Source organism: Ensifer sp. VA4, from assembly GCF_055710065.1.
The window spans coordinates 1-26,456 of record NZ_JBVQPO010000025.1 but is presented as its reverse complement, the minus strand read 5'-3'; the positions used below and the strand labels follow the sequence as shown (position 1 = coordinate 26,456).

The following is a 26,456-nucleotide window of genomic DNA, read 5'->3' as shown; positions in this document are numbered from 1 at the left end:
CGCCGGTGACAGCGCCAATCAGCGCAGAATGGCGACTTGGCTGGTGGTGGCTTGCGGCGCCGGCCATTGCACGGTCGTCATCAGCAGCGCCGAAATTGCCAGCTCCGCGGCAACGACGATGCGCACGACAGGCTTCAGGCCGCGGGCCGTGACGTTGTTTTGATCCTGTTGAATATCCTGCATTTTCGCCCCTCTCCTGCTGCCGGTTCTTCAGGCGCTCGGGCCGCGGCAGCCGTGAGAGAATGTCACGGCGTCACATTTCGTGACGTTCCCGGGGGAACATCCGCGCGCACGCGGGCGTTTCGCCCTCATCAAGAAGAGGAGAAAGATGATGGTGAAGCTTACCCGCCCCCTGTTGCGAGCCGCTGCGGCCGCGGGTTTGGTGCTGACGGTCGGCATACCGGCCGCTTTCGCAGCCATGACCGCCACCACAGTCACGGATCTCAACATCCGCACGGGTCCGGGCCCTCAATATCCGACGGTCGGCCTGGCGACCCGCGGTAGCACGGCGGTCATCGACGGCTGCATCGAAGGCAGCAAATGGTGCCGCATCGATATCAATGGCGTACGCGGCTGGGTCTATGCGCGATATTTGACGACTGACTTCGGCGGTTCGACCGTCGCGCAGGAACGTCGCGCCGACCTCGCAATTCCCGTCGTCACCTATGAGGCGCAGCCGAGAGATCCGGTGATCGTCAGCAGCGGCGATGCGTTGATCGGCCCGGTCGAAGAGATCGATCCGATCGTGCCGCCGGCCACCGTACGCACCTACATCGCGTCGAACCCTGGCGAAACCGTCTATCTCGATGGCGAAGTCGTGGTCGGTGCCGAGCTGCCGCAGACCGTCGCGGTCCGCCGCGTGCCAGACTATAACTACGACTATGTCAGCATCAACGGCCAGCCCGTGCTGGTCGAGCCGGCGACGCGGCGCATCGTCTACGTCTATCGATAACGGGCCCCGCTACTCCGGCGATCAAGCGGTCGCCGGAGAATAACCTGCCTTCCGCCTCTTCTCCCATCGTTCGACCCGCGCACGAATCACGCGTTTCGTTCAGCGCAGACCGAGAACCGATCGTTCCCGATACCAGAACGTGCTTTCCTTCCTGTCACTGCGAAACGCTGCTTCCGCCTGAAATCAAACCATTTCAATAGGTAAGCTTCACGCCGTCCGGCGGCGATTTCGGTCAAATTGACAATAATCCAGATTCGGCTTCAACCTATCGGTGCCGGATCATCGGCTTTTGGTGGCCCGTCTACGACGAGCCACGACACGGAGGGATCAATGGAAGCATTAATGCCTATCATTACCCAATTGATCGCGGGGGCGGCCGGCGGCAACGCAGCCAGCGCAGTGTTGAAGCAGCAGGCATTCGGTATCGTCGCACGGACAATCGTCGGCGCGATCGGCGGCCTGGGCGGAGGGTTCCTCATTCAGATGCTCGGCGGCGAAGCCGCCGCGACCGGCCTTGCCATGCAGGTCATCGGCGGCCTGGTCGGCGGCGGCGTGCTGAGCGGCATTGTCGGACAGTTCCTCGGCAAAACCGCCTGACCCGATCATCCGTAGCAAGACAAAAGGCGGCCCGGGGCCGCCTTTTGTGCATCAGATCGCGGCTTCTGCTGCGCATGTCCTTTTACCTGGCCGGTTTAAGGACAATACACGCAGCCATTCAAAGTGCGACCGCGGCCAATGCGCGTCTTGAAAGACGCGCGGGCGCTGTAGGGGCCGTGTTACTCGGCGGCCGCAGCGACCGGGTAGACCTCCTTCATGTAGTCGTTCATCAGCGTCTCGGAGATCGTCGCCGGCGTGAAGCGATAGGGGCCGATTTCGGAAACCGGCGTAACTTCGGCGGCGGAACCGGTCAGGAAACACTCGGTGAAACCGGACAGTTCCTCCGGCATGATCGCCCGCTCGACAACCTCATAGCCGCGGCGCTTGGCGAGCTCGATGACCGTGCGGCGGGTGATGCCGTCAAGGAAGCAATCCGGTACCGGCGTATGGATGACGCCGTCCTTGACGAAGAAGATGTTGGCACCCGTCGCTTCGGCCACCCGACCGCGATAGTCGAGCATCATCGCATCCGCATAGCCCTTGGCCTCCGCCGCATGCTTGGAGATTGTGCAGATCATGTAGAGGCCGGCGGCCTTGGACTTCGCGGGCGCGGTCCGCGGATCAGGGCGGCGATACTCGGCGATGTCGAGCCGGATGCCTTTCAGCTTCTCCGCTGGATCGAAATAGCTGCCCCATTGCCAGATGGCGATGGCGACATTGATGCGGTTGTTCTGCGCCGAAACGCCCATGCTCTCACTGCCGCGCCAGGCAATCGGCCGCACATAGGCTTCGGAGAAGCCCTGACGCTTCAGGAGCTCCACGCTCGCCTCATCCAGTTCTTCCACCGAATAGGGAATCTTGAAGCCGAGAATATCGGCCGACTTGTGAAGGCGCTGGTTGTGTTCCGTCAGCTTGAAGATGCGTCCGCCATAGGCGCGCTCGCCCTCGAAAACGGCGCTGGCATAGTGCAGGCCGTGGGTCAGCACGTGGATCTTGGCGTCCTTCCATGCGACGAATTCGCCGTTGAACCAGATCTCTCCGTCCAACTGATCAAATGGAACCGCTGCCATAGTGTCATCCTCCGGCGCATATGCGCCATTCTCTGTTGATTATCGTCCTGCTTTCAGTCTATCGGCAAACTGACTGAGGGAAAATTCAATTTCGTGATTTTGGATTTGCGATCGGAACGGCGGGGCTTATCCTTTCAAGGTGTTGCCAACGCCAAATGTCTCGCTTACCGAGCGAGGACGCTAACGACGCGGTAAAAATATGTCAATAAAGCTGACATATTTTTCCGAATGTTTCGCAAGTTGCAATCTGGCTGAAAGGAAATGACCGCGTGGCCGGCCAATCCAAAGAGAACACCCGGTATCTCAGCGATACCGCCGCCGATGATGACACGATCGATTTCGAGATCATCGAGTTGCTCTTCTTTGCCTATCGCGACTTCACCTCCGACCCGGATGCGATCCTTGAAAAGAGCGGCTTCGGGCGGGCGCATCACCGGGTCGTGCACTTTGTCGACCGTGAGCCCGGCATGACCGTCGCCGACCTTCTCGACACGTTGAAGATCACCAAGCAGAGCCTCGCCCGCGTCCTCAAGCAATTGATCGACTCGGGCTACATCCGCCAGGAAACCGGGCCTGAAGACCGTCGCCAGCGCATGCTCTATACAACCGAGGAAGGCCAAGCGCTGGCGCGTGCTCTGGCCGAGCCACAGTCCCGCCGCATAGCGGATGCATTGGCAAGATCGGGTCCGGGCGCGCGGGAAACGGTCAAGCGCTTTCTCGCCGGGATGAAGAACGCCGCAGACTGACACGAGGCTCGCCGCCGGCAGACGGCGCGGGAGCCTGGAATTTGGGAAGCGTGGAATGACGACAAAAGCGACTGTCTCGGACGATGCGGCTCACCTTCTGGTCGTTGACGACGACCGGCGCATCCGCGATCTCCTCAACCGTTACCTGGTCGAACAGGGATTCCGGGTGACGACCGCGTCCGATGCGGACGAGGCGCGGCGCAAGCTCGTCGGCCTCGACTTCGATCTTCTGATCGTCGACGTGATGATGCCGGGCGAGAGCGGCATCTCGCTGACCCATAGCCTCCGGCAGATCAAGTCCGTGCCGATCCTGATGCTGACGGCCTTGGCGGAATCCAATTCCCGCATCGAAGGTCTCGAAGCCGGGGCCGACGACTATCTGTCGAAGCCCTTCGAACCGCGCGAACTGGTGCTGCGCATCAACAACATCCTGCGCCGCAACCAGCCGGCCCAAGCGCCCAAGGTCGACCAGGTGATCTTCGGCCCCTACACTTTTTCGGTGGTGCGCAAGGAACTCCGGCGCGGCGCCGACCACATCCGCCTCACCGATCGCGAACAGGAGATCATGACGCTCTTCTCGCAGCGCGCCGGAGAGACCATCCCGCGCCACGAACTGATCGGCGACGATGCCGAGGTCGGCGAGCGCACGATCGACGTGCAGATCAACCGCCTCCGGCGCAAGATCGAGGACGATCCGTCCAATCCGGTCTGGCTGCAGACGGTGCGCGGCATCGGCTACCGGCTGAGCGTGGACTGAGATGGCAGCCCTTCCGATGAGCGCAGCGTCCCATGGCAAGCTTTGACGGTATAGAGCGCGGGGCGGCGGGTTCCAGCGATAATGCCTGGCGGCGCTTCACGCGCTGGCTGCGCCGCCGCCTGCCGATGGGCCTCTATGCCCGTTCCCTGCTCATCGTCATCATCCCGATGGTGCTCCTGCAGTCTGTCGTCGCCTTCATCTTCATGGAGCGCCACTGGCAACTGGTGACACAGCGCCTGTCTGCCGCCGTGACCGGCGACATCGCCGCGATCGTCGATCTCATCGATACCTTCCCCGATGATCGCAACATTGCCGAGATCATCCGCATCGCCCGCGAGCAACTCGATCTCAGCATTTCCGTCGATCCGCCTGGCGAACTGCCTCCGCCACGGCCAAGCCCCTTCTTCGAAATCCTCGATCAGATCCTCGGCGAAGAAATCTCCAACCAGGTCCGCCGCCCCTTCTGGATCGATACGGTCGGCAACTCCAAGCTCGTCGAGATCCGCATCAAGCTCGACGACGGCCGCATTCTGCGTGTCTACGCCCGGCGCAACCAGGCCTATGCCTCGAACACCCACATCTTCCTCGTGTGGATGGTGGCGGCATCGCTGGTGCTGCTGGCGATCGCGATCCTGTTCCTGCGTGGTCAGATCCGGCCCATCCTGGCGTTGGCCAAGGCCGCCGAAAGCTTCGGCAAGGGCCAGAAGATCGACGACTTCGCGCCGCGCGGCGCCGATGAGATCCGCCGCGCCGGCCTTGCCTTCATCCTGATGCGCGAGCGCATCGAACGCCAGATCGAACAGCGCACCGCGATGCTGACCGGCGTCAGTCACGACCTCAGAACCATCCTCACCCGCTTCAAGCTGCAATTGGCCCTGGCCGGCAACAATCCGGATCTCGAAAGCCTCAACCAGGATGTCGAGGACATGCAGAACATGCTTGAAGGCTACCTCGCCTTCGCCCGTGGCGAAGCGGAGGAGGACGTCGGCCAGTTGAAGCTCAGCGACCTGATGACGCGGCTTGCCGCGGAAGCCGAACTGCTCGGCAAGACGCTGACCACCTCGATCGAGGGCGAGGATGAGGTTCGTGTCCGGCCGAACGCCTTCACCCGCCTCGTCGCCAATCTCGCCTCGAACGCCTATCGCTACGCCAACACCGTCAACGTCGACGCCCGCCACAGCGCCAAATGGGTCACGATCACCGTCGACGACGACGGTCCAGGCATTCCCGAGCGATCGCGCGAAGACGTGTTCAAACCCTTCTTCCGCCTAGACGAGGCACGCAATCTCGACAGTTCCGGCACCGGCCTTGGCCTTGCGATCGCCCGCGACATCGCCCGCAGCCACGGCGGCAACGTCACGCTGGGCGACAGCCCGCTCGGCGGCCTCAGGGCAACGGTGCGCGTACCGGCTTGACCGCCGTGAGGCGGCTTTCGCTCGGCAGCCTGTCGCGTCACCTCCCCCGCTGCAACCGATGGCCCAAACGCTATGCCGCCGCGCTGCTGTCAGACGCGTGAGAACTACCGCTTGTAGATCGACGTCAGGCCGCGGCGTTCGTTGAAGCGGCGCCAGGCGTCGATGCGGCGCGGGTGGCGGGCGCGCATGACATCGAGCGGCGCCAGAAGCCGGCCCTCGCGGCCGAGGGCTTCGTCGAGGATCTCGATGATCCGTCGGTTCGGCCAGGGTTTGCGGGTGATCGTCAGCAGCGCCCGGAAGGCTTCATCCTCGCGACCCGCGCCGAGTTGATGGGCAATCAGCCCATAGGCGAAGGCCGTGGAACGGCTGACGCCGGCGTGGCAATGCACAAGAATGCGGCTCGACGCATCCTCGGCGGCGGCGCGCATCGCCTCGAATACTTCCAGCACCAGATCCGGAAAATGGCGGGTGACGGTCGGGTTTTCCTGGTCGCGCATGCGCACGACCCGGTGGCTCGCATCGGCGATGACAGGCACATTGGCATCCGGCAGCTCCGGATCGAGCAGCGAAAGCACGTGGCTCGCGCGCCAATCGCGCGCGGCATCGGCTGCGCGCCAGAGGCAAGAAACCTTGACGCGCTCCGGAATAGCTTCGAATGCGATGTTCATGGGGATCACATCAGTTTTTTGCCGTTGGGGATCGGCCGTTCGGCGGCAGCCAGCACGATCGCGCCGGCTTCGTCTTCAAAGCCCAGCGTCAGCACTTCGGAGCGCACGGGACCGATCTGGCGCGGCGGAAAATTGACCACGCCCAGCACCTGCCGCCCGACGAGTTCTTCCGGACGATAATGCACCGTGATTTGGGCCGATGATCTTTTTATGCCGATCTCCGGCCCGAAATCGATCTTCAGCTTGAAGGCCGGCTTGCGTGCTTCCGGAAACGGCTCGGCCTCGACGATCGTGCCCACACGAATATCGACGCGTTCGAAATCAGCAAATTCAATGGTTTCAGCCATAACAATTCCTTTGTGAAAAGTTCTGTTCCGTCGGGCTTAAAGTATCGGGGGAGATTCCGGAAGCAGGCCGATTTCGGCGGATCCCCCGTGAAATCTTGCCTCTTGCCAAGGGCGGCGCGAGAACTGCTCGGCCAGGAAATCGACAAAGACGCGCACCCGCGGCGGCAGGAAGCGCCGGTGCGGATAGACCACGGTGATCGGTTCCGCCTCGGCGTGGTTGCAATCGGTCAGAAGCGGCACCAGCAAGCCCGCCCTGATGTCATCGCCGACGAGAATTTCCGAGAGCCGCACGATCCCGATGCCCGCGAGCGCAAGCCGCCTCAGCGCTTCCGTGCTGTTGGCCTCGACAGAACCACGAACACGGATCGCATGCCGACTGCTGCCATCGTGGAACTCCCAGACATTGAGGCGACCGTGGGCGGTAATGGCAAGGCAGACGTGCCGTTGCAACTCGTCGGGGGTTTTGGGAACGCCATGCCTCTCGAGATAACCCGGCGCCGCGCAGATGACACGGCGGTTGGATGCCAGGCGCCGGGTCACCAATGTACTGTCGCTTTGCGCCGCAACCCGTATTGCGACATCGGCATCGCCGTTCATGAGATCGACGATCGCATCGCTGAAATCGAGCTCGAGATCGATCTCGGGGTACCGCTCGATGAAATCAGGCAGCATCGGCACGATCAGGCGATGGCCAAAGGCACTCGGCAGGCTGACCCGCAGACGGCCGCGCGGCTCGGCACCCGGCTGGATCGCGAACTCCGCATCTTCGATGTCGCCGAGGATGCGACGGGCCGACTCCGCATAGGCACTGCCTTCGCTCGTCAGGCTGATGCTGCGCGTCGATCGCTGCAGCAGGCGCACGCCGAGGCGCGCCTCGAGCCGGCCGATGATCTTGCTGACCGCCGACGGCGTCATGTGCAGCCGGCGCGCAGCCGCCGAGAAATCGCCCTCCTCGACGACGGCGAGATACACCGCCATGGCTTCCTGCCGATCCATTGTATCTATTCCATTTCGTCACAGCTAAAGGGAATTTATCATGGATTATCGCGTCCAGCGATAGGCTGTAACTTGGAACCTGAACGCAGACGAGACGCTGAAGGGTGAAGGAAATGGGCAAGCAGCGGAACGATGTACCGACGAGCTACCAGCTTCATGCGTGGGCGCGACGTCAGCGCAGCGCCGCGATCGGCGACGCGTGCCGCCGGGCAATCGGCGCGATCTGGAGGATCCTGTTCGAGCGGCAGACACACCGGGAGCGTGGTGCTTGCGCAAGCGCGTCCCGCACGTGCACGCCTTAGCGGAAATCTCGACACCGGTGCCGTCAAGACGCGGCGGCTTCGCCCGCTCAGCCTGCCAGTTCTTCGGCCCGTTTGCGCGCGGCGGCGATCGCCTTGTCGAAAAGCGGCTGCATGCCATCGGCGGCCATCAGCACGGAGAGTGCCGCCGCCGTCGTGCCGCCGGGCGAGGTCACGTTCTGGCGCAGCCGTGCCGCTTCGTCGGGGGACTGGTGCAGGAGCTCGCCAGCGCCCGCGACGGTTTCCCGCGCAAGCCGCATGGCGAGGTCCGCCTCGAGGCCGGCCTTGCGGCCCGCCTCCGCCATGCACTCGACGAGGTAGAAGACATAGGCCGGGCCGCTGCCTGAAACGGCCGTCACCGCATCGATCTCGGCTTCGGTCCTGACCCACTCGACGGGACCGCTCACCTTCAAGAGATCGTGAACCTGGGCGCGCTGCGCTTCGCTGACGCGCGCATTGGCAAATGCGCCGGTAACGCCGCGGCCGATCATCGCCGGCGTGTTCGGCATGGCGCGAACCGTGGCGGCAGCGGCGAGATGTGTTTCGATGAAGGCGAGCGTCTTGCCGGCCGCGACCGAGACGATGACCGTATCCGGCCCGACGAGCGGCTTCAGCGGCGGCAGCACGGTTTCCATCACCTGCGGCTTGACCGCCAGGAAGATCACGCCCGCCTGGACGCCGGATGGCGCCGACGTCGCATGTGTTATGCCATTGTCGGCGATGAGCTTGGCCATGGCCGGCGGCGGGCCGGGATCGACGACAAGCACGTCGGCGCCTTTGACGCCACTCTTCAGCCAGCCGGAAAGCATGGCGCCGCCCATATTGCCGGCGCCGACGAGGACGATGGGACCGGAAGCGGCATTCGTCATGATCAGGCTTCTCCAACCGTTTCGAACAGGACCGCATCGACGGCGCGCTGCGCGTCCATGCCGGACCAGACGACGAATTGAAACGCCTGATAATAGGATTCGCAAGCGTCGAGTGCGCTCGAAAGCAGAACTTCGACCTGCTGGTTGGTGGGCTCGGCGCCGCCGGCAAGCAGCAGCGACTGGCGGAAGATCACCACTTCCTCCTGACGCCACAGGTCGAAGTGGCCCATCAGCACCTGTCCGTTGATGTGGGAGAGCAGGCGGATGACTTCGTTGACCCGGCTTTCCGGAACCTTGATGTCGAAGGCGCAGGCGAGATGCAGAGCCTCGAATTCCTCCATCCAGGAGAAGGAAACGTGGTAGTCCGCCCACTTGCCTTCGACCGTCATGGCGATTTCGTCTTCGCCGGATCGCTCGAACGACCAGTCGTTGTTTGCAGCCACGAACTCGATCATATCGACCGGGTTGGATTGGCGCTCGACTTCCATTTCCAAAAGGCTCATGCATCACCCTGTATAGGTGTGGCGCAGACGTGCATCATCACGCTCACAAGACGCAACGCTGCAAACCCGACACCGATTACAAACACACTATGATTGCTGAACTCACATCCATCCTGGCTGACTTACCCTGCCCGGAGCTTGCGTGGTTCGTTTCGAATCATCATTTAAAATCAGTGTATAATGGCGGAGTCTGGCTGCCAGCCCCCGGGCCGAAAAATAGCCGGGATGAATCGCGTCCACGTTGTCATTTGGATGAAGCGCGAGAGCTTAACCGACTCTGCCATAAGGGTTTTTTGGCAGTGTCCACAGGTGGAAAACTTTTCAGGTTTTATTAACCAGCCTCAACGGCGTTTCAGACGATCCAGGACAAACGACAGCAAAACGCCCGCGAAACCAGTTCGCGGGCGAAGTAAAAACGCTGAAATACCGTTATTTCGGCGGAATCGCGTTACTTGCCGGTCTCGGCGAGACGCGCTTCCAAAGCCTCGATGCGGGCGAGCAGCGCATCGTTTTCCTCGCGCGCCTTGATCGCCATTTCCTTGACCATCTCGAACTCCTCGCGCTTGACCACGTCGAGCGAGTTCAGCGCCCGTTCGGCCTGTGCGCGGAAGGCGGTCTCGACTTCGCGGCGCACGCCCTGGGCGGCACCTGCGGCATCGGTCATTATCTTGGCAAAGTCATCCAGAATGCGGTTGGCGCCTGTGCTCATCGTCGCGATCTCCATTTCAGCCATCGCCTCGCATTGCGATGCGGTCATGCATTTCAGGTAGGGTCAGCGGCGAGCGGATGCAAGGAAAATCACATGCCATCACGCCGCCGTGTCCAAGGCGCGCGCACAGGCGCCTTGACCCGGCGGAAATCGCTCGCCATGTTCCGCCAAACAATCGGCCCCTGCCCGAGAAAATAGATACGAGAGCATATCTTGGAAACTTTAGCGGCCCGCCTCGCCATCCTGCCCTTCCCCGAAATCGACCCCGTCATCTTCCAGATCGGGCCTCTCGCCGTCCATTGGTACGGGCTCGCCTATGTCGCGGGCATCCTGATCGGCTGGTTCTATGCGCGCCGCCTCGCGATGAATACTGCGCTCTGGCGCAACGAGACCCCCGCCATCACGCTGCAGCAACTCGACGACTTCCTGCTCTGGGCCGCCGGCGGCATCGTTCTCGGCGGCCGCATCGGCTACATCCTCTTCTACGATCTCGGCTCCGTGCTCGCCAATCCGATCCGCGCCATCGAAATCTGGAACGGCGGCATGTCGTTCCATGGCGGTTTCCTCGGCACCACGCTCGCCATGATCATCTTCGCGCGGCGCAACGGCATCGGTCTCTGGAGCCTGTTCGATATCGTCGCTGCCGTCGTCCCGATCGGCCTGTTCTTCGGTCGCATTGCCAACTTCATCAACGGCGAGCTCTGGGGCCGGCTGTCGTCGATGCCCTGGGCAATCGTCTTTCCGACCGGCGGGCCCTTTGCCCGCCACCCGAGCCAGCTTTACGAAGCGGCGCTCGAAGGCCTCATGCTGCTCTGCGTGCTCGCCTGGTTCGTCTACCGCCGCCAGGCGTTGAAATCGCCGGGCCTTGTCACCGGCATCTTCGTGCTTGGCTACGCCTCGAGCCGCATTTTCGTCGAATTCTTCCGCGAACCGGACGCCCAGATCGGCTATCTTGTCGGCGGCTGGCTGACGATGGGCATGGTGCTGTCGCTGCCGATGGCACTCGCCGGCATCTGGGCGATCGCCCGGGCGCGCCGCGCGGCCGCAGCCTAAGCGCGGAAAGAGGAGGAACGGTGCGTGCGGCTTTCCTGCCGCACCCGTCAACTGGGCGAACGCATGACGACACCACTCGCGGACAAGATCAAGGCGCTGATCAAGGCTCACGGGCCGATCAGCGTCACCGATTATTTCTCGCTTTGCCTGGCGGATCCGGAGCACGGCTATTACCGGGTGCACGAGCCTTTCGGCAGGGAGGGCGATTTCACCACGGCGCCGGAAATCAGCCAGCTCTTCGGCGAGATGATCGGCATCTTCCTCGTCCACGCCTGGCAGCAGCACGGCAAGCCCGAAGGTGCCGTCATCGCCGAGATCGGCCCCGGCCGCGGCACGATGATGGCCGACATGCTGCGCGTCGTGCGTCGCATCGCACCGGAGCTCTATGCATCGGCCGGCGTGCATCTCGTCGAAACCAGCGAGCGCCTGCGCAAGATCCAGTCCGAAACCCTTGCCGCCCACCGCAACAAGGTCGAATGGCACGCAAGCTTCGAGACTTTGCCCGAAGGCTTCCTGCTGCTCGCCGCCAACGAGCTGTTCGATGCCATCCCGATCCGGCAATTCGTGCGCACCGCACAAGGGTTCCGCGAGCGCATGGTCGGCCTCGACGCCAACGACGAACTGACCTTTGCCGCCGGCGTCGCTGGCATCGATCCGAGCCTCCTGCCGACGCCGGCACAAGGGGTCGCCGAAGGCACGATCTTCGAGATCGCCCCTGCCCGCGACGCCGTCATGTCCGCCCTTTGCGAGCGGCTGAAGATCAGCGGCGGCACCGCCGTGATCATCGATTACGGCCATCTCGCCACCGGCTATGGCGATACGCTGCAGGCCGTTCGCAATCACGAGTATGATCCGCCACTCGCCAATCCGGGGCGGGCCGATCTCACCAGCCATGTCGATTTCGAGCAGCTGGCCCGCCGCGCCAAGACCGACGACGTGCAGATCAACGGCCTTGCGCACCAGGGCGATTTCCTCGTGGGGCTCGGTCTTCTCGATCGTGCCGCGGCACTTGGCCGCGACAAGGACGCTGCGACGCAAGAGAGCATCCGCCAGGACGTGGAAAGGCTCGCCGGCGCCGGTGCCGGCAAGATGGGCGAACTCTTCAAGGTTCTCGCCGTCAGCAGCCCGCCGGTGCCCCTGTCACCCTTCCGCAAACCGAAGGCCTGACGCAGCAGTCCGATGAACGGTCGACTCGTCAGCTGCCGTAGAGATAGTTGGGCAGCCAGAGGGTTATCCCGGGCCAGAGATACATGATGACCATGCAGAGCACGACGATCAGCATGTAGGGCATCATGCCGGCGAAGATCTGGTTGATCGTCACATGCGGTGGCGAGACCCCCTTCAGGTAGAAGGCGGACATTGCGACCGGGGGCGACAGGAATGCCGCCTGCAGGTTGACGAAGACGAGAACGCCCCAGAGCACCGGATCGATGTCGAAGTGCTTGAGCAGCGGCAGAAAAATCGGCACGAAGATGATGATGATCTCGGTCCATTCGAGTGGCCAGCCGAGCAGGAAGATGATCGCCTGCGAAAGCACCATGAACTGCACCGGCGTCAGATCGAGCGACAGCACCCATTGCTCGATCAGCGCCTGGCCGCCAAGTATGGCGAAGACGGCGGAAAACAAGGCCGAGCCCACGAAGAGCCAGCACACCATGGCCGTGGTCTTCGCCGTCAGGAACACCGCCTCCTTGGTGCGCTTCCAGTTGAGCGTGCGGGCCTGGAAGGCGAGCAGGAAAGCCCCCGCAGCACCGACGGCCGCAGATTCGGTCGCCGTGGTGATCCCGAACAGGATGACGCCGAGCACGACGATGGTGAGGATGCCGAGCGGCATGACGGAAGAGATCAAGAGCTTCACCACCTGCAGCCGTTCCGCGTCCATATTGCGGTAGTAGCGGATGAGCACGACCGCAGCGCTTGCGGCAATCAGCCAGAAGGACACGTAGAAGGCAGTCGTCGGCCCGTTGATCAAGGCCGGCCCGGCATCCGCCGCCGGCGCGCCGAGCTGTTCCAGACCCTCCGGCGCCGCCTCTTCCGCCGATGCCTGCGGATGGATGACGACATACCACCACACGAGCGCCATGGAGAGAGCCGTCAGTGTGAGCGGTACCAGGGCAGCGCCGAAATTCTTGACGAGCGCCCAGTAGCTGAGGGACCCCTCCTCGGTTTCGAGCGCGAGCGCCCTTGTCGGCGAGACCAAAGCGCGGGAAAGCCCCGCCAGCATGTTGTGCGAATACGCCGCCTGCAGGCCGCGCATCCACGCCCTGACCGGCACCTTGTTCTGTTCCGCGGGCAGCGGCGGAGCGATCTTCGGGCTGATGAGCGCCCAGCCGAGAATATAGGCGAGGTAGAGCAGCGCGAGGAAAAAGCCGGGGAACATGGCAGCGGCGTAAAGTTTCACCACGGATTGTCCGGCAACTGCCGCATAAACGATGATCATCACCGAGGGCGGGATGAGAATGCCGAGTGTGCCGCCTGCGGTGATCACGCCGGAGGCGAGCTTTACGTCGTAGCCGGCGCGCAACATCGGATTGAACGCAATCACCCCCATCAGCACGACGACTGCACCGACAAGACCGCTGGCGATACCCCAGAAGGTGCAGACGATGAGAGTAGCGACCGCGAGCGACGCCGGCACCCGCTTGAACGCGAGTTGGATGCTGTAAAACATCTTGTCGACCAGCGCCCCGCGCTCCATCACATAGCCCATGAGCACGAACAACGGGATCGAGATCAGAACGTCATTGGTCATCGCCCCATAGGTGCGCTGCACCATCAGGTCGAAGACGCGATTGTCGATCCAGTGCTCGGCCGGATTGTAGAAGGCGTAGAAACCGAAGAGCATGCCGAGCCCCATGAGCGTAAACGCCGTGGGAAACCCCATCATGATGACCACCACGATGAGCATCAGCATCGTCAGTCCGAGGAGTGGATCGCTCACGTTTCGCTCCCTCCCCCCAAGCCCCGTTGCCGCGCCGCCCTGTCGATCTCCTGCGCACGCTCGATCGCCGCCTCGCGCGTTTCCGTGTCCACGTGCTCGCTGTGCTCGAGTTGCTCGGCAACGACGTCGAGCTCCTCCACATCCCTAAGCCGGCTCGGCCATTCGCCGGTCCGCAGGCAAACGATGCAGCGCATGATCTCGGCCAGTCCCTGAAGCAGGACGAGACCGCCTGCAACCGGAATGACGGTCTTGAAATAATAGATCGGCGGCCCCTCGGCCGTCACGGTGGAATGCTCGCCGATCCGCCAGGAAAGCGCTGCGTAATCGTAGCCGGCGTAAACGAGCGCGGTGACGCCGGGCAGGAAGAAGAGGATGTAGAGGACCAGATCAAGGGCGGCCTGCGTGCGCGGCCGCATGGAACTGTAGAGGAAGTCGCCGCGCACATGGGCATTCTGCGCCAGGGCGTATGCTCCGGCGAGCATGAACAGAGTGCCGTAGAACATGTTGCTGGCGTCGAATATCCAGGCCGTCGGCATGTTCAGGACGTAGCGTTTGACGACCTCGACGCAGACCAGCGTCATCAGCCCGATAATCAGCCAGGCTGCAGCTTTGCCGATCCACACGCTGATCGCATCGACCCTGAGCAGAAAATGCTGAACGTTCACGCATGCCCCCGCTGCAAGAGGGACGTTACAACGGCGCGCCTCAGAACGCACAGACTTCGCTGTAACGCGTTGATTTATCGAATAACGTGATCCTTCGACTGTCTCCGAAATGCGAATTGGGATCTGGCGTCATCCGCCGGAAATCCCGACTGATTGACGCGAAGCGACCGTGCCTCAGAGATCTTTCGCCACGCCCTCCTGTCCGAAGTAGTGATCGAATGCCAGCCGCCGGCCAACGACGGTGTCCTGTTCCCAGCGCGTGGCCCGCTCGGCAAAGGCGATCTGAGATTCGAGGATCTCCTTGAACAGCGGGTTTTCCGCTGCCTTCTTCTTCACCACCTCGTCGTAGACCTCCATCTGCGTCTTGAGAATGGCCTCCGGGGTCTTGTAGAACTTGACCTTGTCGACCGTCTGCATCTCCAAATAGTCCTTGGAATAGCGATCGATCGCCTTCCAGGACATGTCCGCGGACGCCGCCTCGACGGCGTTGGTGATAACCGCCTTCATCTGCTCAGGCAAACCATCGTATCTCTGCTTGTTGAACAGAACTTCGAACTGCTCGGCATTCTGGTGGTAGCTCTGCAACATGCAGATCTTGGATACATCCGGGAAACCGAGCACCCGGTCAGACGAGGCGTTGTTGAACTCGGCCGCGTCGATCAGGCCGCGGTCGAGTGCCGCAACGATTTCGCCGCCCGGCAGCGCATTGACCGCCGCGCCGAGCCCGGTAAAGACGTCGATCGAGATGCCCACGGTACGGAACTTCAGGCCCTGGAGATCCTCAGGCTTTGCGACCGGCTTCTTGAACCAGCCGAGCGGCTGCGTCGGCATCGGCCCGTAGAGCAACGAGACGACGTTGGCACCAATCGATTCATAGAGCTTTGCCAGCAGCTCTTTGCCGCCACCGTATTTGTGCCAGGCGAGCAGCATGTTGGCATCCATCGCGAAGCCCGGCCCGGAACCCCATAGCGCCAACGCCGCCTGCTTGCCGTAATGGTAGACCACGACACCGTGGCCGCCGTCGAGCGTTCCTTGCGATACGGCGTCGAGCAGCCCGAAGGCCGGCACCACGGCGCCGGCGGGCAGCACCTCTATCCTCAAGTCGCCACCGGTCATATCATTGACCTTCTTGGCGAAATCGAGCGCGAATTCGTGAAAGATGTCCTTGGAGGGCCAGGTGCTTTGCCAACGCATGCTGATCGGCCCCTGCGCCCTGACAACGTTCGGCGCGGCGACCATTGCAACCCCGGCCATTGCGGCTCCACCCAGGAACTTGCGACGCGACGTTCGACCCTCGATCTGGGTTCTTCGTTTCATCTTCTCCTCCCGGAAGCTCAGCTATTCCGTTATATTAGACAATACTCCCATAACGGGTCCCACGCAAAGATTGCAGGCGCCATCGCTCGAAAACCTGAAGGCAGGAGCCATATCCAAACTTCCTGGTTGTCCGCTTTGCCTCGCGCCGGCGCGGGCATTGGGAAGGCGCTCTCGTCAACGCGTATCGCGCCGTGGCTGGGCCCCAACCGCACTTCAAGATCGTAGGCCGTCGGCATCCCCCGTCGTTCAGGAATTGACAGCCCAGCCATCGCGGGTCAACATCGCGCCGGCAAATCAGCCGCCAGTCGCCGGGCCGGAGCGCGCCCCCAAACCCATTGAATTTATTCATAAAGCAAAGGCACATATACCGATGCAGCATGACGCCGCGCTTTCTCCCGTGCAAAGCTCGCTGTTTAGCGAGAAGGTCGGGCCGGCAATCGCCCACGGTTATTTCACCCGCCAGGGCGGCGTTTCCGAAGGGCTTTATCGCGGCCTGAATGTCGGTCTCGGCTCGAAGGACGAAAGAGCTCACGTCAACGAGAACCGCAGCCGCGTCGCCCGCTGGTTCGGCGCCCCGCTGGAGCGGCTGGCGACCGTGCACCAGGTCCATTCTCCAGACGCCGTCATCATTGACGGAAGCTATGACGGCGCGCGGCCCGACGCCGACGCGCTGGTGACGGCGACACCGGGCATCGTGCTCGGCGTTCTGACCGCCGATTGCGGCCCCATTCTTTTTGCCGATGCTGAAGCCAATGTCATCGGCGCGGCCCATGCCGGCTGGAAAGGTGCGCTCGGCGGCGTGCTCGAAAGCACGATCGACGCGATGGTGACGCTCGGCGCCCGGCGCGATCGCATCGTCGCCTGCCTCGGCCCGTCGATCAGCCGCCGCAACTACGAGGTCGGCGCCGAATTCGTCGAGCGCTTCGTCTCGTCGAACGAGAGCTACGCATCCTATTTCAGGCCGTCCGACCGCGACGGCCACGCAATGTTCGATCTGCCGGGCCTCACGATCCGCCGGTTGACCGAAGCGGGCGTTACCGCCGAAAATCTCGATATTTGCACCTATGCCGACGAGGAGCGTTTTTTCTCCTACCGTCGGACGACCCACAGGCAGGAGCCGGACTACGGCCGACAGATTTCCGCCATTTGCATACGGGGGACCTGACATGGCGCTTCATTTTGCCCAGGAAGAATATGCAAGCCGTCTCGAGCGGCTGACGGAGAAGATGCGCGAGGAGAGGCTCGATGCGATGCTGCTCTTCGCCCAGGAGAGCATGTACTGGCTGACGGGCTACGATACCTTCGGCTACTGCTTCTTCCAGACGCTGGTCGTGAAGAAGGACGGCTCGATGGTCCTGCTGACGCGTTCGGCCGACCTGCGCCAGGCACGCCACACCTCCAACATCGAGCGCATCGAGATCTGGGTGGACCGGGCAAATGCCGATCCGACCCTGGACCTCAAGAACCTCTTGAGCGAGCTCGACCTGCTCGGCTGCCGCATCGGCGTCGAATATGACACGCACGGCATGACCGGCCGCGTCGCCCGCCTGCTCGACCGCCAGCTCCAGACCTTCGGCGAACTGATCGACGCCTCGCTCCTCGTCAGCCGTCTGCGCCTCATCAAGAGCGACGCCGAGATCGCCTATGTCGAGAAGGCGGCAAGCCTCGCCGATGATGCGCTCGATGCCGCGCTGCCGCTGATCCGTGCCGGCGGCAACGAGGCGGACATCCTCGCGGCGATGCAGGGCAAGATCCTCGCGGGCGGCGGTGACTATCCGGCCAACGAGTTCATCATCGGCTCCGGCGCCGACGCGCTGCTCTGCCGCTACAAGTCCGGGCGCCGCGTGCTCGACAGCCAGGACCAACTCACGCTCGAATGGGCCGGCGTCAGCGCCCACTATCATGCCGCGATGATGCGCACCGTCGTCATCGGCGAGCCGACCAACCGTCACCGCGAACTCTACAGCGCCTGCCGCGAAACCATCCAGGCGATCGAGATGGTGCTTCGTCCCGGTAACACGTTCGGCACCGTCTTCGACATGCATGCCAAGATCATGGACGAGCGCGGCCTTGCCCGCCACCGGCTGAATGCCTGCGGCTATTCGCTCGGCGCCCGCTTCTCGCCCTCCTGGATGGAGCACCAGATGTTCCATGTCGGCAACCCGCAGGAGATCGAGCCGAACATGTCGCTGTTCGTGCACATGATCATCATGGATTCCGACAGCGGCACCGCCATGACCCTCGGCCAGACCTACCTCACCACCACGGATACGCCACGCGCCTTGTCGCGATACGGCCTCGACTTCATTTCTGCTTAGGGAAATCCGCCTAGAATTGCTTTGAACTGGCAGACGACAGGAGACCATTTCAGGAAACTGCCGCGAAGAAACGGACGGTTGACCATGCGAAAGCTCTCGACGCCCCTTTTCAGCCTCGGCCTTCTCACCGCCTTGGCCGGCTGCAACAGCACCGACATGCTGACGCCGCAGGTCGACGTCGGTGGCGGGACCTTCCGCTCGCCGCCGGTGACGCAATCCGACCTCGACTCCATGTCGAACCAGACCGCCGTCGCGCCGGTGCAGCGGGCGCCCGTCAGCCAGGCCACGGCCTTCACCACGGAGCCGGCCCCATCAAGCACGCCGACGGCCTACGCCACCGGCGACGCGACCTATACCGATCCGGCCGGCACACTCGAAGGCCAGGCAAACAGGCTCGCTGCCGGTTCCGCGCCGGTGCAGAGCTTGGCTCAAGCGCAGCCGACGCCGGTGCAGCAGACGGCAGCCGCGGCAGAGACCATTCAGAACCAGCCGAGCGTCGCTTCGCTGCCGAAGGCAAGCGCGGCGGCCAGCGGATCGATCCGTTTCCTGCCGATCATCGGCGCGCCGGTTCAGGCTATCACGCCGCTTTCCAAACAGCTCGGCGCCGAGGCACGCGCACATGGCCTGACGATCAAGAGTTCGACCGACGCCAGCAGCGAACATATCCTCAAGGGCTACTTCTCGACCCTGAAGGACGGCGACAAGACCACCGTCGTCTATGTCTGGGACGTGCTCGACGGCAGCGGCAACCGCCTGCACCGCATCCAGGGACAGGAATCGGTTCCCGGCGGCGGCGCCGACCTGTGGAGCGGAGTACCGGCGACAACCATGCAGGGGATCGCGACAAAAACCATCAACGCCTACCTCGAATGGCGGCAATCCCAGGCCGGTTGACACAAAGTTTTTAGAATATTGGCCTTCGCGGCGCAGCATTCCCCTTGCATTCAAGTTCAGTCTCGCTAAAAAGCGGCCGATCAGCTCTGAACGGCGGCCATCCGCAAAGAATGTCCGCGATTGGAATGGCTCTCGGAATCTGCGCGGAACACACCGCTCCCGGAAAAGTGCCGGACGGTGACCGCGCCAGCTCAAGGCGGTCCGTCAATGAAGGTTTTCGCAGGCAATTCGAACCGGCTCCTGGCCGAAGCGATCTGCAACTATCTCAACCTGCCCCTCGGCAAGGCGACAGTACGCCGTTTCGCCGATCAGGAAATCTTCGTCGAGATCGGCGAAAACGTGCGTGGCGAGGATGTGTTCATCATCCAGTCGACCTCTTTCCCCACCAACGATCACCTGATGGAACTGCTCATCATGATCGACGCGGTGCGCCGCTCCTCCGCCCGCCGCATCACCGCAGTGCTTCCCTATTTCGGCTATGCCCGCCAGGACCGCAAACCCGGTCCGCGCACGCCGATCTCCGCCAAGCTCGTCGCCAACCTGATCACCGAGGCCGGCGCCGACCGCGTGCTGACCCTCGATCTTCATGCCGGGCAGATCCAGGGCTTCTTCGATATCCCGACCGATAACCTCTATGCGATCCCGATCCTGGCGCGTGACGTCAAGGAAAACTACGACCTCAAGAACGTCATGGTCGTTTCGCCCGACGTCGGCGGCGTCGTGCGCGCCCGCGCACTCGCCAAGCGCCTCGACTGTCTGCTGGCGATCGTCGACAAGCGTCGCGACCGTCCGGGTGAATCGGAAGTCATGAACGTCATCGGCGACGTGAGGGGCAAGGACTGCCTGCTGATCGACGACATCGTCGATTCCGGCGGCACGCTCTGCAACGCGGCCGAAGCGCTGCTGAAGAACGGCGCGACCAGCGTCACCGCCTATATCACCCACGGCGTCCTCTCCGGCGGCGCGGTTGCCCGCGTCAGTTCGTCGATGCTGAAGGAACTCGTCATCACCGACTCGATCCAGCCGACCACGGCCGTCCAGTCCGCTCACAATATCCGCGTGATCACGACGGCGGGCCTGCTCGGCGAAGCCATCAGCCGCACCAGCCAGGAAGAGTCGGTATCGAGCCTCTTCGACTGAGGCGTTTCCAACTCGGCAATTCATGAACGCCGGCGCGCCAGAGCGCCGGCGTTTTTCGTTGCGGAGATGGTGCTATTTCCCGAGAGCCTGGGCCACCGGCTGGTCGACGAGATTGTCGATGAACCAGTTGGGATAGACCGGCGCGGGCACGGTCTCGGCGTCGAGCGCGGCGATTTCCGCTGGCGTCAGGACGAGATCCGCCGCGCCGAGATTGTCCTCGAGCTGGTGCGGCTTGGAGGCGCCGAGCAGCACGCTCGTCACCGCCTTCTTCGCCAGCAGCCAGGCGATCGCCACCTGCGCTACGCTGGCCCCATGGTGATCGGCAATCCCGCGCATGCGCTCCACCAGCTTGAATCCCTGTTCCTTGTCGAAGGGCAGGATGTCGAAACCGGAATAGCGGTTGTCCGGATCGCCCAGATTCTCGCGGGTGTATTTGCCAGAGAGGAAGCCCGATGCGAGCGGGCTCCAGACCGTCAGTCCCAGCCTGTAACGCTGCATCATCGGGATGACGTCGCGCTCCACGTCGCGGCCGAGCAGCGAATAATGCATCTGGCCATGGGTGAAGGGCGCCAGCCCGTTGGCCTTCTGAATCTCCATTGCCGCCGCCACCTTCCAGGCCGACCAGTTGGAAAAACCGATGTAGCGCACCTTGCCGGAACGCACGACCGCGTCGAGCGCGGAAAGCGTCTCCTCGAGCGGCGTGTGCGGATCCTCCTTGTGGACGATGTAGGTATCGACCCAGTCGGTGCCGAGGCGCTTGAGGCTCTGGTCCACCGACCAGAGGATATGGCGGCGCGAGAGGCCCGCCTGGGTGAGCGGCGCCCCGCTGCGGAAGCCGACCTTCGTGGCGATCACCACCTCGTCGCGACGGGACTTGAGCGCCTCGCCGAGGATCCGCTCCGATTGCCCGGAGGCATAGGCGTCGGCCGTATCGAAGAAATTGATGCCCGCGTCCAGCGCCTGCCCGACCAGGGCATCGGCCGCTTCCGCATCGGTCTTATAGACGGCACCGAGGCTGCGGTCGCCGGCGGTAAAGGTCATGGCGCCGAAGGCAAGGCGCGAGACCACGAGACCGGTATTTCCAAGCGTCGTATATTGCATGTCGTTCTCCATCCTCTCGAGAGACCGGTTTAGGTTGCAGAGAACATGCCAAAGTTGATTCTTGCGAAAAACAGGCTTTATCTTTAAAGCTCTGGAAGAAAATCTTCATAATCGGCAAATGGCGGACGACCCCTTCAACGGATTGCGGGAGTTTCTGGCGGTCGCGGAGCACAACAGCTTCACGGCGGCAGCGGCGATGCTCGGCGTCACGCCCAATGCCGTCAGTCAGACGATCAGGGCGCTGGAAAGCCGTCTCGGCCTGCAGCTCTTCGTCCGCACCACGCGGCGTGTCGCCTTGACCGAGGCCGGTAGCGCATTTCTGAAGCGCGTGCGTCCTGCGGCTTTAGAGATTGCCGATGCCTATGAGCTGCTCGGCGACTTTCGCGACCGACCCATGGGCAACCTGCGGCTGACTGTGCCGCGCATGGCGATCCCATTGGTGCTGACACCGCTGCTGCCGCGCTTCCGGCAGGCCCATCCCGATATCTCCTTGGAAATCGCGATCGACGATGCTGCAGTCGACATCACCGAGCGCGGCTTCGATGCCGGTATCCGCATCGGCGAGGCGGTCGAGAAAGATATGATTGCCGTCCGGCTGACGCCCGACATCACCTGGGCCGTGGTCGGCTCGCCGTCGTACTTCATCAAGCGCGGCCGGCCGCAGACGCCCGAAGAGCTGACGCGCCACGAGGCGATCCGCTATCGCTATCCGGCGTCCGGCACGATCTACCGCTGGGAGTTCGAGCGGGAAGGACGCGACTTCTCCGTCGACGTACCCGGCGGGCTGACCGTCAATGACTCCCAGATGCTCGTGGAGATGGCGGAAGCCGGCATCGGGCTCGCTTATCTGCCGGACCTTTCCGTGCACGACGCCGTCGCAAGCGGGCGCCTCGAACGGGTGCTCGAGGCCCATCTGCCGACGTCGCCCGGCCTCTTCATCTATTTCCCGGCGAAGGCCCAGACCCAGCCCAAGTTGCGGGCGTTTCTCGATCTGGCGGCAAGGATCGCGCGGGAGCGGAGATAGATCATCTCAGCGTCCACGAAAGACGACGGCGCAGGCTTCTCCACCGCCGAACAACCGCGACCGCGTCAGGAACCGCTTCTCCCGTCCGTTGTCGAGCGAGAACATGCCGCCCCTGCCCGGCACCACGTCGATGATCAGTTGCGTGTGCTTCCAGACCTCGAACTGGCTGGCGCTAATATAGACGGGTACGCCGCCGATTTCGCCGAGCTTCACGTCATTGTCGCCGACGATGTAATCATCGGCCGGATAACACATGGGTGACGAGCCGTCGCAGCAACCGCCGGACTGGTGAAACAGGATATCGGGGTGGTCGCGCCGAATCTCGGCGATGAGATCGAGGGCCGCATCCGTCGCAAGCACGCGCGGTTCGTTGATCTCTGTCATTTCCGTCATTTCGATGGACATGGCGAGCCTCCCTGATCGAGCGCATCCTGCATTGGTCGGCTGAGGCGCAGGTGGAGAGCACACCTCAGCCGCCGCTCGAGCGGGAGGAAGGGTGGAGACGACCCTCCCGTCCCGCTCGCATTGCCTTCCCCGGTGGCGGGAAAGGCAGGTTGCGATCAGAAGAAGCCGAGCGCCTTCGGGCTGTAGCTTACCAGCATGTTCTTGGTCTGCTGGTAGTGATCGAGCATCATCTTGTGCGTCTCGCGGCCGATGCCGGACTGCTTGTAGCCGCCGAAGGCCGCATGGGCCGGATAGGCGTGGTAGCAATTGGTCCAGACGCGACCGGCCTGGATCTCGCGACCGAAGCGATAGCAACGGTTGGCATCGCGGCTCCAGACGCCGGCACCGAGGCCGTAGAGCGTGTCGTTGGCGATCTCCAGCGCTTCGGCTTCGGTCTTGAAGGTGGTGACCGAGACCACCGGCCCGAAGATTTCCTCCTGGAAGATGCGCATCTTGTTGTGCCCGCGGAAGACGGTCGGCTTGACGTAGAAGCCTTCCGACAGCTCGCCTTCGAGCACGTTGCGGCCGCCACCGGTCAGCACTTCGGCACCTTCCTGCTTGCCGATATCGATATAGGAGAGGATCTTTTCGAGCTGTTCGCTCGACGCCTGCGCGCCGATCATCGTGGCGCTGTCGAGTGGGTTGCCCTGGCGGATCGCCTCGACGCGCTTCACCGCCCGTTCCATGAAGCGATCGTAGATGCTCTCCTGCACCAGCGCGCGGCTCGGGCAGGTGCAGACTTCGCCCTGGTTCAGCGCGAACATGGCAAAGCCTTCGAGCGCCTTGTCGAAATAGTCGTCATCCTCGGCGAGCACGTCGGCGAAGAAGATGTTCGGCGACTTGCCGCCGAGTTCCAGCGTCACCGGAATGAGGTTCTGGCTGGCATATTGCATGATCAGCCGGCCGGTCGTCGTCTCGCCGGTAAAGGCGATCTTGGCGATGCGCGGGCTGGTGGCGAGCGGCTTGCCGGCTTCGAGGCCGAAGCCGTTGACGATGTTGAGCACGCCCGCCGGCAGAAGATCGCCGATCAGTTCCGCCCAGACGAGGATCGAGGCCGGCGTCTGCTCGGCCGGCTTCAACACGACGCAGTTGCCGGCGGCGAGCGCCGGTGCCAACTTCCACGCGGCCATCAGGATTGGGAAGTTCCAGGGGATGATCTGGCCGACGACGCCGAGCGGCTCATGGAAGTGATAGGCGACCGTATCGTGGTCGATCTCGCCGATCGAACCTTCCTGGGCGCGGATGCAGGCGGCGAAATAGCGGAAGTGGTCGATGGCGAGCGGAATGTCGGCTGCCATGGTCTCGCGGATCGGCTTGCCGTTGTCGAAGGTTTCGGCGCGCGCCAGGAGTTCGAGATTGTCCTCCATGCGGCCGGCGATCTTCATCAGGATGTTGGAACGCTCGGCAGCCGAGGTCCGGCCCCATTTCTCGCGAACCGCGTGGGCGGCGTCGAGCGCCAGCTCGATGTCGGCGGCATCCGAGCGCGCCACCTGGCAAAGCACGCCGCCCGTCACCGGCGTCGTGTTGTCGAAGTAGCGGCCGGCCACCGGCTCGCGCCATTCGCCGCCGATGAAGTTGCCGTATTTCTGCTTGAACGGGCTTTCGACGATCTTCTGATGCAACATGGTCATTCCTCCCTGAAACCAGCAACAGAGCTGTAAGAGGAAGGTGAGACCGAACGCGCGTCTTCGATAGGCCGGCGAAATCACTGGCGAGACGATCTGTTTCAGAATTGAGACAGCTTGGCTCCATCGAGCGTGCTGCAATGCAGCAAGCAGGGAAACGGCGACGGTCAGAAGCTGCCCCTCATCCCCCTGCCGGTACCTTCTCCCCGTGATCACGGGGAGAAGGTACAATTTGCGCGCTCCCCATTCCCCAAGCACCCGGGCCACCATGAGCACAACGACCGCTATAGGGCTCGTCCCTTCTCCCCGCCTGCGGGGAGAAGGTTAGGATGAGGGGCAGCCTCCAGATAGCGTAGGAAGATCAATTCACCGATAGCCGCTTCATCTTGCGGTAAAGCGTGGCGCGGCTGATGCCGAGCAGCTCGGCCGCCATGGAAACGTTGCCGTTGGCACGCGAAAGCACGCGGCGAAGGGCGGCGCGCTCCGCGTCGGGAAGTTCGGCGGCATCGCCCGATGTGTCCTCCCTCAGCAGGTCGGAGGCTGGAACCCCGGCGGCAATGCGTTTGTCGTCGAGATCGAGCCATTGCCGCGCCGCACGGGTGGCGCCGAGCACGAGGTCATCGCGGTCGACGGCGAGAAGCGCTGGCCCGGCGCGATCGACCGGCACCAGCACGATGCGCGCACCGGCAAAGGCACGACGGAAGAGTCCAGCCTCGATGCGCGCGGCGGCATCGCGAACCGCCTGCGACAGGATCGACATGGTGATCTCGGAGGCATCGTCGCGGCAGGTGGAAATGTCGATGGCCGCGGCCAGCCGGCCGCGGTGGTCGCGGATCGGCGCGGTGGCGCAGCTCAAGCCGATATTGCGGCTGAGGAAATGCTGGTCGCGCTGGATGACGACGGCGCGCTCGTCGGCGATCGCCGTGCCGATGCCGTTCGTGCCGACGCTCGCCTCGCTCCACACGGTTCCCGACCAGAGCCCGACGCCGCGAAAATCCGCGTCGTCGCCGACCGCACCGCGTCGTTCGAGCGCCACGCCATCGTTGTCGGTGAGGAGCAGGCAGCAGCCGGCCTTGCCGACGGTCGCAAACAACCGGTCGAGCTCGATGTCGGCCTCGGCCAGCAATTCACCCGAACGTTCGCGGACCGAGAGAAACTCGCTGTCCAACAGCCGAAGCGGCGTACGCGCTTCCTCCGGTGCAAGCTTGTGCAGGGTCATGCAGCGGCGCCAGGAGGCGGCCACCGGCGAACTCGCCGCGGCCGAAGGCTGGTGCGCGACCCGATAGACAAGTTCCGAATGATCCCTGACGACAGGCATCGCCTTCCTCCCTGAAAGCGTCGACCGGCGAAGACGGATGCCGCCGATCTCCCAAACGGCGCACCTGCCTGCGCAACACTATAGCCAACGATCTCCGCAAAGGTCCAGCCAGACGAAGGTTCGAGGACTGGAGCACCCGTCAGCGAGATTGATCGGTGTATCACGCCGCCGATATCGACAGCCGGCCCGAATGTGGTAGGCGAAAGGATCAAATCGCTACGACTAGAACCCACAACAGCCGGTTGCCGCCATGTTTCGTGACTTCTCGCTCCAGAGCCTTTTCATGGGCCTGCTGATCGCCTTCGTCGGCTTCGCCAGTTCCTTCGCCGTCGTGCTGCATGGGCTGACCGGCGTCGGCGCCAGCGAAGCACAGGCCGCCTCCGGGCTGATGGCGCTGTCGATCTCCATGGGCGTCTGCGCGATCGTCATCAGCGCCGTCACGCGGCTGCCGGTCAGCATCGCCTGGTCGACGCCGGGTGCCGCCCTGCTCGCGAGCGCCGGTGTCGTCGAGGGCGGCTTCAATGCTGCCGTCGGCGCTTTTCTCGTCTGCGGATTGCTCGTCATCATCGCTGGCCTCTGGAAGCCGCTCGGCCGCCTGGTTTCCACCATCCCTGCCCCGCTCGCCAACGCCATGCTTGCCGGCGTGCTGCTCAGCCTCTGCTTCGCGCCGGTCAAGGCGATTGACTTC

28 protein-coding genes are annotated in these 26,456 nt (G+C 63.2%); 13 read left to right on the top strand and 15 right to left on the bottom strand.

Features of this window, described 5'->3' with window-relative positions; genetic code table 11:
• Positions 1–18 precede the first annotated feature (18 nt).
• Positions 19–183, bottom strand: coding sequence for a hypothetical protein (locus AC0C6X_RS28720; RefSeq protein WP_472956426.1), 165 nt, complete (start codon positions 181–183; stop codon positions 19–21).
• A 148-nt stretch (positions 184–331) separates the two neighbouring features.
• On the opposite strand from AC0C6X_RS28720, the gene AC0C6X_RS28715 reads away from it, so the two are divergent.
• Positions 332–952 carry a DUF1236 domain-containing protein gene (locus AC0C6X_RS28715; RefSeq protein ID WP_472956424.1) on the top strand — a complete coding sequence of 207 codons (621 nt, stop codon included), beginning with the start codon at positions 332–334 and terminating at the stop codon, positions 950–952.
• 330 nt (positions 953–1,282) lie between these two features.
• A complete protein-coding gene (locus AC0C6X_RS28710; RefSeq protein WP_173517370.1) occupies positions 1,283–1,549 on the top strand; it encodes a hypothetical protein in 267 nt (88 codons plus the stop codon).
• A gap of 179 nt (positions 1,550–1,728) precedes the next feature.
• Here the strand turns inward: AC0C6X_RS28710 and AC0C6X_RS28705 are convergent, their stop codons facing one another.
• Positions 1,729–2,619 carry a branched-chain amino acid aminotransferase gene (locus AC0C6X_RS28705; protein ID WP_173517371.1) on the bottom strand — a complete coding sequence of 297 codons (891 nt, stop codon included), beginning with the start codon at positions 2,617–2,619 and terminating at the stop codon, positions 1,729–1,731.
• Positions 2,620–2,888: 269 nt separating this feature from the next.
• Between AC0C6X_RS28705 and AC0C6X_RS28700 the strand changes: the two genes are divergently transcribed.
• From AC0C6X_RS28700 to AC0C6X_RS28690, 3 genes are read left to right on the top strand one after another with little or no spacing between them, the layout of a single operon-like run.
• Positions 2,889–3,365, top strand: a complete 477-nt coding sequence (locus AC0C6X_RS28700; protein ID WP_173517372.1) for a MarR family winged helix-turn-helix transcriptional regulator — start codon at positions 2,889–2,891, stop codon at positions 3,363–3,365.
• Positions 3,366–3,420: 55 nt separating this feature from the next.
• The gene (locus AC0C6X_RS28695) at positions 3,421–4,122 is read left to right on the top strand and encodes a response regulator (protein ID WP_173517373.1); all 702 of its coding nucleotides are present in this window, start codon (positions 3,421–3,423) and stop codon (positions 4,120–4,122) included.
• A 32-nt stretch (positions 4,123–4,154) separates the two neighbouring features.
• Entirely contained in the window at positions 4,155–5,537 is a 1,383-nt protein-coding gene (locus AC0C6X_RS28690; protein WP_472956421.1) for an ATP-binding protein, read from the top strand.
• A gap of 104 nt (positions 5,538–5,641) precedes the next feature.
• Here AC0C6X_RS28690 and AC0C6X_RS28685 read toward each other — a convergent pair whose 3' ends face one another.
• The 6 genes from AC0C6X_RS28685 to AC0C6X_RS28660 form a co-directional block, all read right to left on the bottom strand.
• The gene (locus tag AC0C6X_RS28685) at positions 5,642–6,205 is read right to left on the bottom strand and encodes a protein-tyrosine phosphatase family protein (protein ID WP_173517375.1); all 564 of its coding nucleotides are present in this window, start codon (positions 6,203–6,205) and stop codon (positions 5,642–5,644) included.
• 5 nt (positions 6,206–6,210) lie between these two features.
• Positions 6,211–6,552, bottom strand: a complete 342-nt coding sequence (locus AC0C6X_RS28680) for a tRNA-binding protein (protein ID WP_173517376.1) — start codon at positions 6,550–6,552, stop codon at positions 6,211–6,213.
• A 36-nt stretch (positions 6,553–6,588) separates the two neighbouring features.
• On the bottom strand, positions 6,589–7,548 hold the full coding sequence (locus AC0C6X_RS28675; protein WP_472956419.1) for a LysR family transcriptional regulator: 960 nt from the start codon (positions 7,546–7,548) through the stop codon (positions 6,589–6,591).
• A 349-nt stretch (positions 7,549–7,897) separates the two neighbouring features.
• Positions 7,898–8,716: a pyrroline-5-carboxylate reductase gene (proC, locus tag AC0C6X_RS28670; RefSeq protein ID WP_173517378.1), complete on the bottom strand. Its 819-nt coding sequence runs from the start codon at positions 8,714–8,716 to the stop codon at positions 7,898–7,900.
• A gap of 2 nt (positions 8,717–8,718) precedes the next feature.
• On the bottom strand, positions 8,719–9,219 hold the full coding sequence (locus AC0C6X_RS28665; protein ID WP_043618087.1) for a type III secretion system chaperone family protein: 501 nt from the start codon (positions 9,217–9,219) through the stop codon (positions 8,719–8,721).
• Positions 9,220–9,667: 448 nt separating this feature from the next.
• Positions 9,668–9,928: an accessory factor UbiK family protein gene (locus AC0C6X_RS28660; RefSeq protein WP_173518179.1), complete on the bottom strand. Its 261-nt coding sequence runs from the start codon at positions 9,926–9,928 to the stop codon at positions 9,668–9,670.
• Between the two features lie 213 nt (positions 9,929–10,141).
• Between AC0C6X_RS28660 and lgt the strand changes: the two genes are divergently transcribed.
• Complete coding sequence (gene lgt / locus AC0C6X_RS28655) at positions 10,142–10,981, top strand: prolipoprotein diacylglyceryl transferase (RefSeq protein WP_472956415.1); 840 nt, start codon at positions 10,142–10,144, stop codon at positions 10,979–10,981.
• Between the two features lie 63 nt (positions 10,982–11,044).
• Positions 11,045–12,148, top strand: a complete 1,104-nt coding sequence (locus AC0C6X_RS28650; protein WP_173517380.1) for a class I SAM-dependent methyltransferase — start codon at positions 11,045–11,047, stop codon at positions 12,146–12,148.
• A 28-nt stretch (positions 12,149–12,176) separates the two neighbouring features.
• Here AC0C6X_RS28650 and AC0C6X_RS28645 read toward each other — a convergent pair whose 3' ends face one another.
• The 3 genes from AC0C6X_RS28645 to AC0C6X_RS28635 form a co-directional block, all read right to left on the bottom strand.
• The gene (locus AC0C6X_RS28645) at positions 12,177–13,922 is read right to left on the bottom strand and encodes a TRAP transporter large permease (protein WP_173517381.1); all 1,746 of its coding nucleotides are present in this window, start codon (positions 13,920–13,922) and stop codon (positions 12,177–12,179) included.
• Complete coding sequence (locus AC0C6X_RS28640) at positions 13,919–14,587, bottom strand: TRAP transporter small permease subunit (RefSeq protein WP_173517382.1); 669 nt, start codon at positions 14,585–14,587, stop codon at positions 13,919–13,921. Before AC0C6X_RS28640 ends, AC0C6X_RS28645 begins: the two co-directional genes overlap by 4 nt.
• A 174-nt stretch (positions 14,588–14,761) precedes the next feature.
• Entirely contained in the window at positions 14,762–15,904 is a 1,143-nt protein-coding gene (locus AC0C6X_RS28635; protein ID WP_472956412.1) for a TRAP transporter substrate-binding protein, read from the bottom strand.
• A 370-nt stretch (positions 15,905–16,274) separates the two neighbouring features.
• Here AC0C6X_RS28635 and pgeF point away from each other — a divergent pair, with 370 nt between their 5' ends.
• From pgeF to AC0C6X_RS28615, 4 genes are all read left to right on the top strand, one after another.
• Positions 16,275–17,069, top strand: coding sequence for a peptidoglycan editing factor PgeF (gene pgeF / locus AC0C6X_RS28630; RefSeq protein WP_173517384.1), 795 nt, complete (start codon positions 16,275–16,277; stop codon positions 17,067–17,069).
• 1 nt (position 17,070) lies between these two features.
• A complete protein-coding gene (locus AC0C6X_RS28625) occupies positions 17,071–18,222 on the top strand; it encodes a M24 family metallopeptidase (protein ID WP_472956411.1) in 1,152 nt (383 codons plus the stop codon).
• An 84-nt stretch (positions 18,223–18,306) separates the two neighbouring features.
• Positions 18,307–19,116, top strand: coding sequence for a hypothetical protein (locus AC0C6X_RS28620; RefSeq protein ID WP_173517386.1), 810 nt, complete (start codon positions 18,307–18,309; stop codon positions 19,114–19,116).
• 207 nt (positions 19,117–19,323) lie between these two features.
• Entirely contained in the window at positions 19,324–20,256 is a 933-nt protein-coding gene (locus AC0C6X_RS28615; protein WP_173517387.1) for a ribose-phosphate pyrophosphokinase, read from the top strand.
• 72 nt (positions 20,257–20,328) lie between these two features.
• Here the strand turns inward: AC0C6X_RS28615 and AC0C6X_RS28610 are convergent, their stop codons facing one another.
• The gene (locus AC0C6X_RS28610; protein ID WP_472956408.1) at positions 20,329–21,357 is read right to left on the bottom strand and encodes an aldo/keto reductase; all 1,029 of its coding nucleotides are present in this window, start codon (positions 21,355–21,357) and stop codon (positions 20,329–20,331) included.
• Positions 21,358–21,475: 118 nt separating this feature from the next.
• Between AC0C6X_RS28610 and AC0C6X_RS28605 the strand changes: the two genes are divergently transcribed.
• On the top strand, positions 21,476–22,381 hold the full coding sequence (locus AC0C6X_RS28605; protein ID WP_247958519.1) for a LysR family transcriptional regulator: 906 nt from the start codon (positions 21,476–21,478) through the stop codon (positions 22,379–22,381).
• A 6-nt stretch (positions 22,382–22,387) separates the two neighbouring features.
• Here the strand turns inward: AC0C6X_RS28605 and AC0C6X_RS28600 are convergent, their stop codons facing one another.
• The 3 genes from AC0C6X_RS28600 to AC0C6X_RS28590 all read right to left on the bottom strand — a co-directional run bounded on the left by AC0C6X_RS28600 (position 22,388) and on the right by AC0C6X_RS28590 (position 25,768).
• Complete coding sequence (locus AC0C6X_RS28600; RefSeq protein ID WP_247958713.1) at positions 22,388–22,765, bottom strand: DUF779 domain-containing protein; 378 nt, start codon at positions 22,763–22,765, stop codon at positions 22,388–22,390.
• A 176-nt stretch (positions 22,766–22,941) separates the two neighbouring features.
• Positions 22,942–24,450 (bottom strand): aldehyde dehydrogenase, encoded by a 1,509-nt coding sequence (gene adh, locus AC0C6X_RS28595; RefSeq protein ID WP_173517390.1) that lies wholly within the window; start codon positions 24,448–24,450, stop codon positions 22,942–22,944.
• 361 nt (positions 24,451–24,811) lie between these two features.
• Complete coding sequence (locus AC0C6X_RS28590; RefSeq protein WP_472956405.1) at positions 24,812–25,768, bottom strand: helix-turn-helix domain-containing protein; 957 nt, start codon at positions 25,766–25,768, stop codon at positions 24,812–24,814.
• Positions 25,769–26,018: 250 nt separating this feature from the next.
• Here AC0C6X_RS28590 and AC0C6X_RS28585 point away from each other — a divergent pair.
• Positions 26,019–26,456 (top strand): benzoate/H(+) symporter BenE family transporter (locus AC0C6X_RS28585; protein WP_472956403.1); only part of this gene is annotated, 438 nt, incomplete at its 3' end.

What these genes read in the sequence shown, in the direction of transcription:
- AC0C6X_RS28680 (WP_173517376.1), bottom strand. Translation starts at nt 6,552, where the DNA reads ATGGCTGAAACCATTGAATTTGCTGATTTCGAACGCGTCGATATTCGT.
- AC0C6X_RS28625 (WP_472956411.1), top strand. Translation starts at nt 17,071, where the DNA reads ATGGCGCTTCATTTTGCCCAGGAAGAATATGCAAGCCGTCTCGAGCGG.
- AC0C6X_RS28720 (WP_472956426.1), bottom strand. Translation starts at nt 183, where the DNA reads ATGCAGGATATTCAACAGGATCAAAACAACGTCACGGCCCGCGGCCTG.
- AC0C6X_RS28690 (WP_472956421.1), top strand. Translation starts at nt 4,155, where the DNA reads ATGGCAAGCTTTGACGGTATAGAGCGCGGGGCGGCGGGTTCCAGCGAT.
- AC0C6X_RS28715 (WP_472956424.1), top strand. Translation starts at nt 332, where the DNA reads ATGGTGAAGCTTACCCGCCCCCTGTTGCGAGCCGCTGCGGCCGCGGGT.
- AC0C6X_RS28705 (WP_173517371.1), bottom strand. Translation starts at nt 2,619, where the DNA reads ATGGCAGCGGTTCCATTTGATCAGTTGGACGGAGAGATCTGGTTCAAC.
- AC0C6X_RS28685 (WP_173517375.1), bottom strand. Translation starts at nt 6,205, where the DNA reads ATGAACATCGCATTCGAAGCTATTCCGGAGCGCGTCAAGGTTTCTTGC.
- AC0C6X_RS28600 (WP_247958713.1), bottom strand. Translation starts at nt 22,765, where the DNA reads ATGACAGAGATCAACGAACCGCGCGTGCTTGCGACGGATGCGGCCCTC.
- AC0C6X_RS28635 (WP_472956412.1), bottom strand. Translation starts at nt 15,904, where the DNA reads ATGAAACGAAGAACCCAGATCGAGGGTCGAACGTCGCGTCGCAAGTTC.
- proC (WP_173517378.1), bottom strand. Translation starts at nt 8,716, where the DNA reads ATGACGAATGCCGCTTCCGGTCCCATCGTCCTCGTCGGCGCCGGCAAT.
- AC0C6X_RS28615 (WP_173517387.1), top strand. Translation starts at nt 19,324, where the DNA reads ATGAAGGTTTTCGCAGGCAATTCGAACCGGCTCCTGGCCGAAGCGATC.
- AC0C6X_RS28675 (WP_472956419.1), bottom strand. Translation starts at nt 7,548, where the DNA reads ATGGATCGGCAGGAAGCCATGGCGGTGTATCTCGCCGTCGTCGAGGAG.
- AC0C6X_RS28710 (WP_173517370.1), top strand. Translation starts at nt 1,283, where the DNA reads ATGGAAGCATTAATGCCTATCATTACCCAATTGATCGCGGGGGCGGCC.
- AC0C6X_RS28695 (WP_173517373.1), top strand. Translation starts at nt 3,421, where the DNA reads ATGACGACAAAAGCGACTGTCTCGGACGATGCGGCTCACCTTCTGGTC.
- AC0C6X_RS28665 (WP_043618087.1), bottom strand. Translation starts at nt 9,219, where the DNA reads ATGAGCCTTTTGGAAATGGAAGTCGAGCGCCAATCCAACCCGGTCGAT.
- AC0C6X_RS28605 (WP_247958519.1), top strand. Translation starts at nt 21,476, where the DNA reads ATGGCGGACGACCCCTTCAACGGATTGCGGGAGTTTCTGGCGGTCGCG.
- pgeF (WP_173517384.1), top strand. Translation starts at nt 16,275, where the DNA reads ATGCAGCATGACGCCGCGCTTTCTCCCGTGCAAAGCTCGCTGTTTAGC.
- AC0C6X_RS28660 (WP_173518179.1), bottom strand. Translation starts at nt 9,928, where the DNA reads ATGAGCACAGGCGCCAACCGCATTCTGGATGACTTTGCCAAGATAATG.
- AC0C6X_RS28620 (WP_173517386.1), top strand. Translation starts at nt 18,307, where the DNA reads ATGCGAAAGCTCTCGACGCCCCTTTTCAGCCTCGGCCTTCTCACCGCC.
- AC0C6X_RS28590 (WP_472956405.1), bottom strand. Translation starts at nt 25,768, where the DNA reads ATGCCTGTCGTCAGGGATCATTCGGAACTTGTCTATCGGGTCGCGCAC.
- AC0C6X_RS28650 (WP_173517380.1), top strand. Translation starts at nt 11,045, where the DNA reads ATGACGACACCACTCGCGGACAAGATCAAGGCGCTGATCAAGGCTCAC.
- adh (WP_173517390.1), bottom strand. Translation starts at nt 24,450, where the DNA reads ATGTTGCATCAGAAGATCGTCGAAAGCCCGTTCAAGCAGAAATACGGC.
- AC0C6X_RS28610 (WP_472956408.1), bottom strand. Translation starts at nt 21,357, where the DNA reads ATGCAATATACGACGCTTGGAAATACCGGTCTCGTGGTCTCGCGCCTT.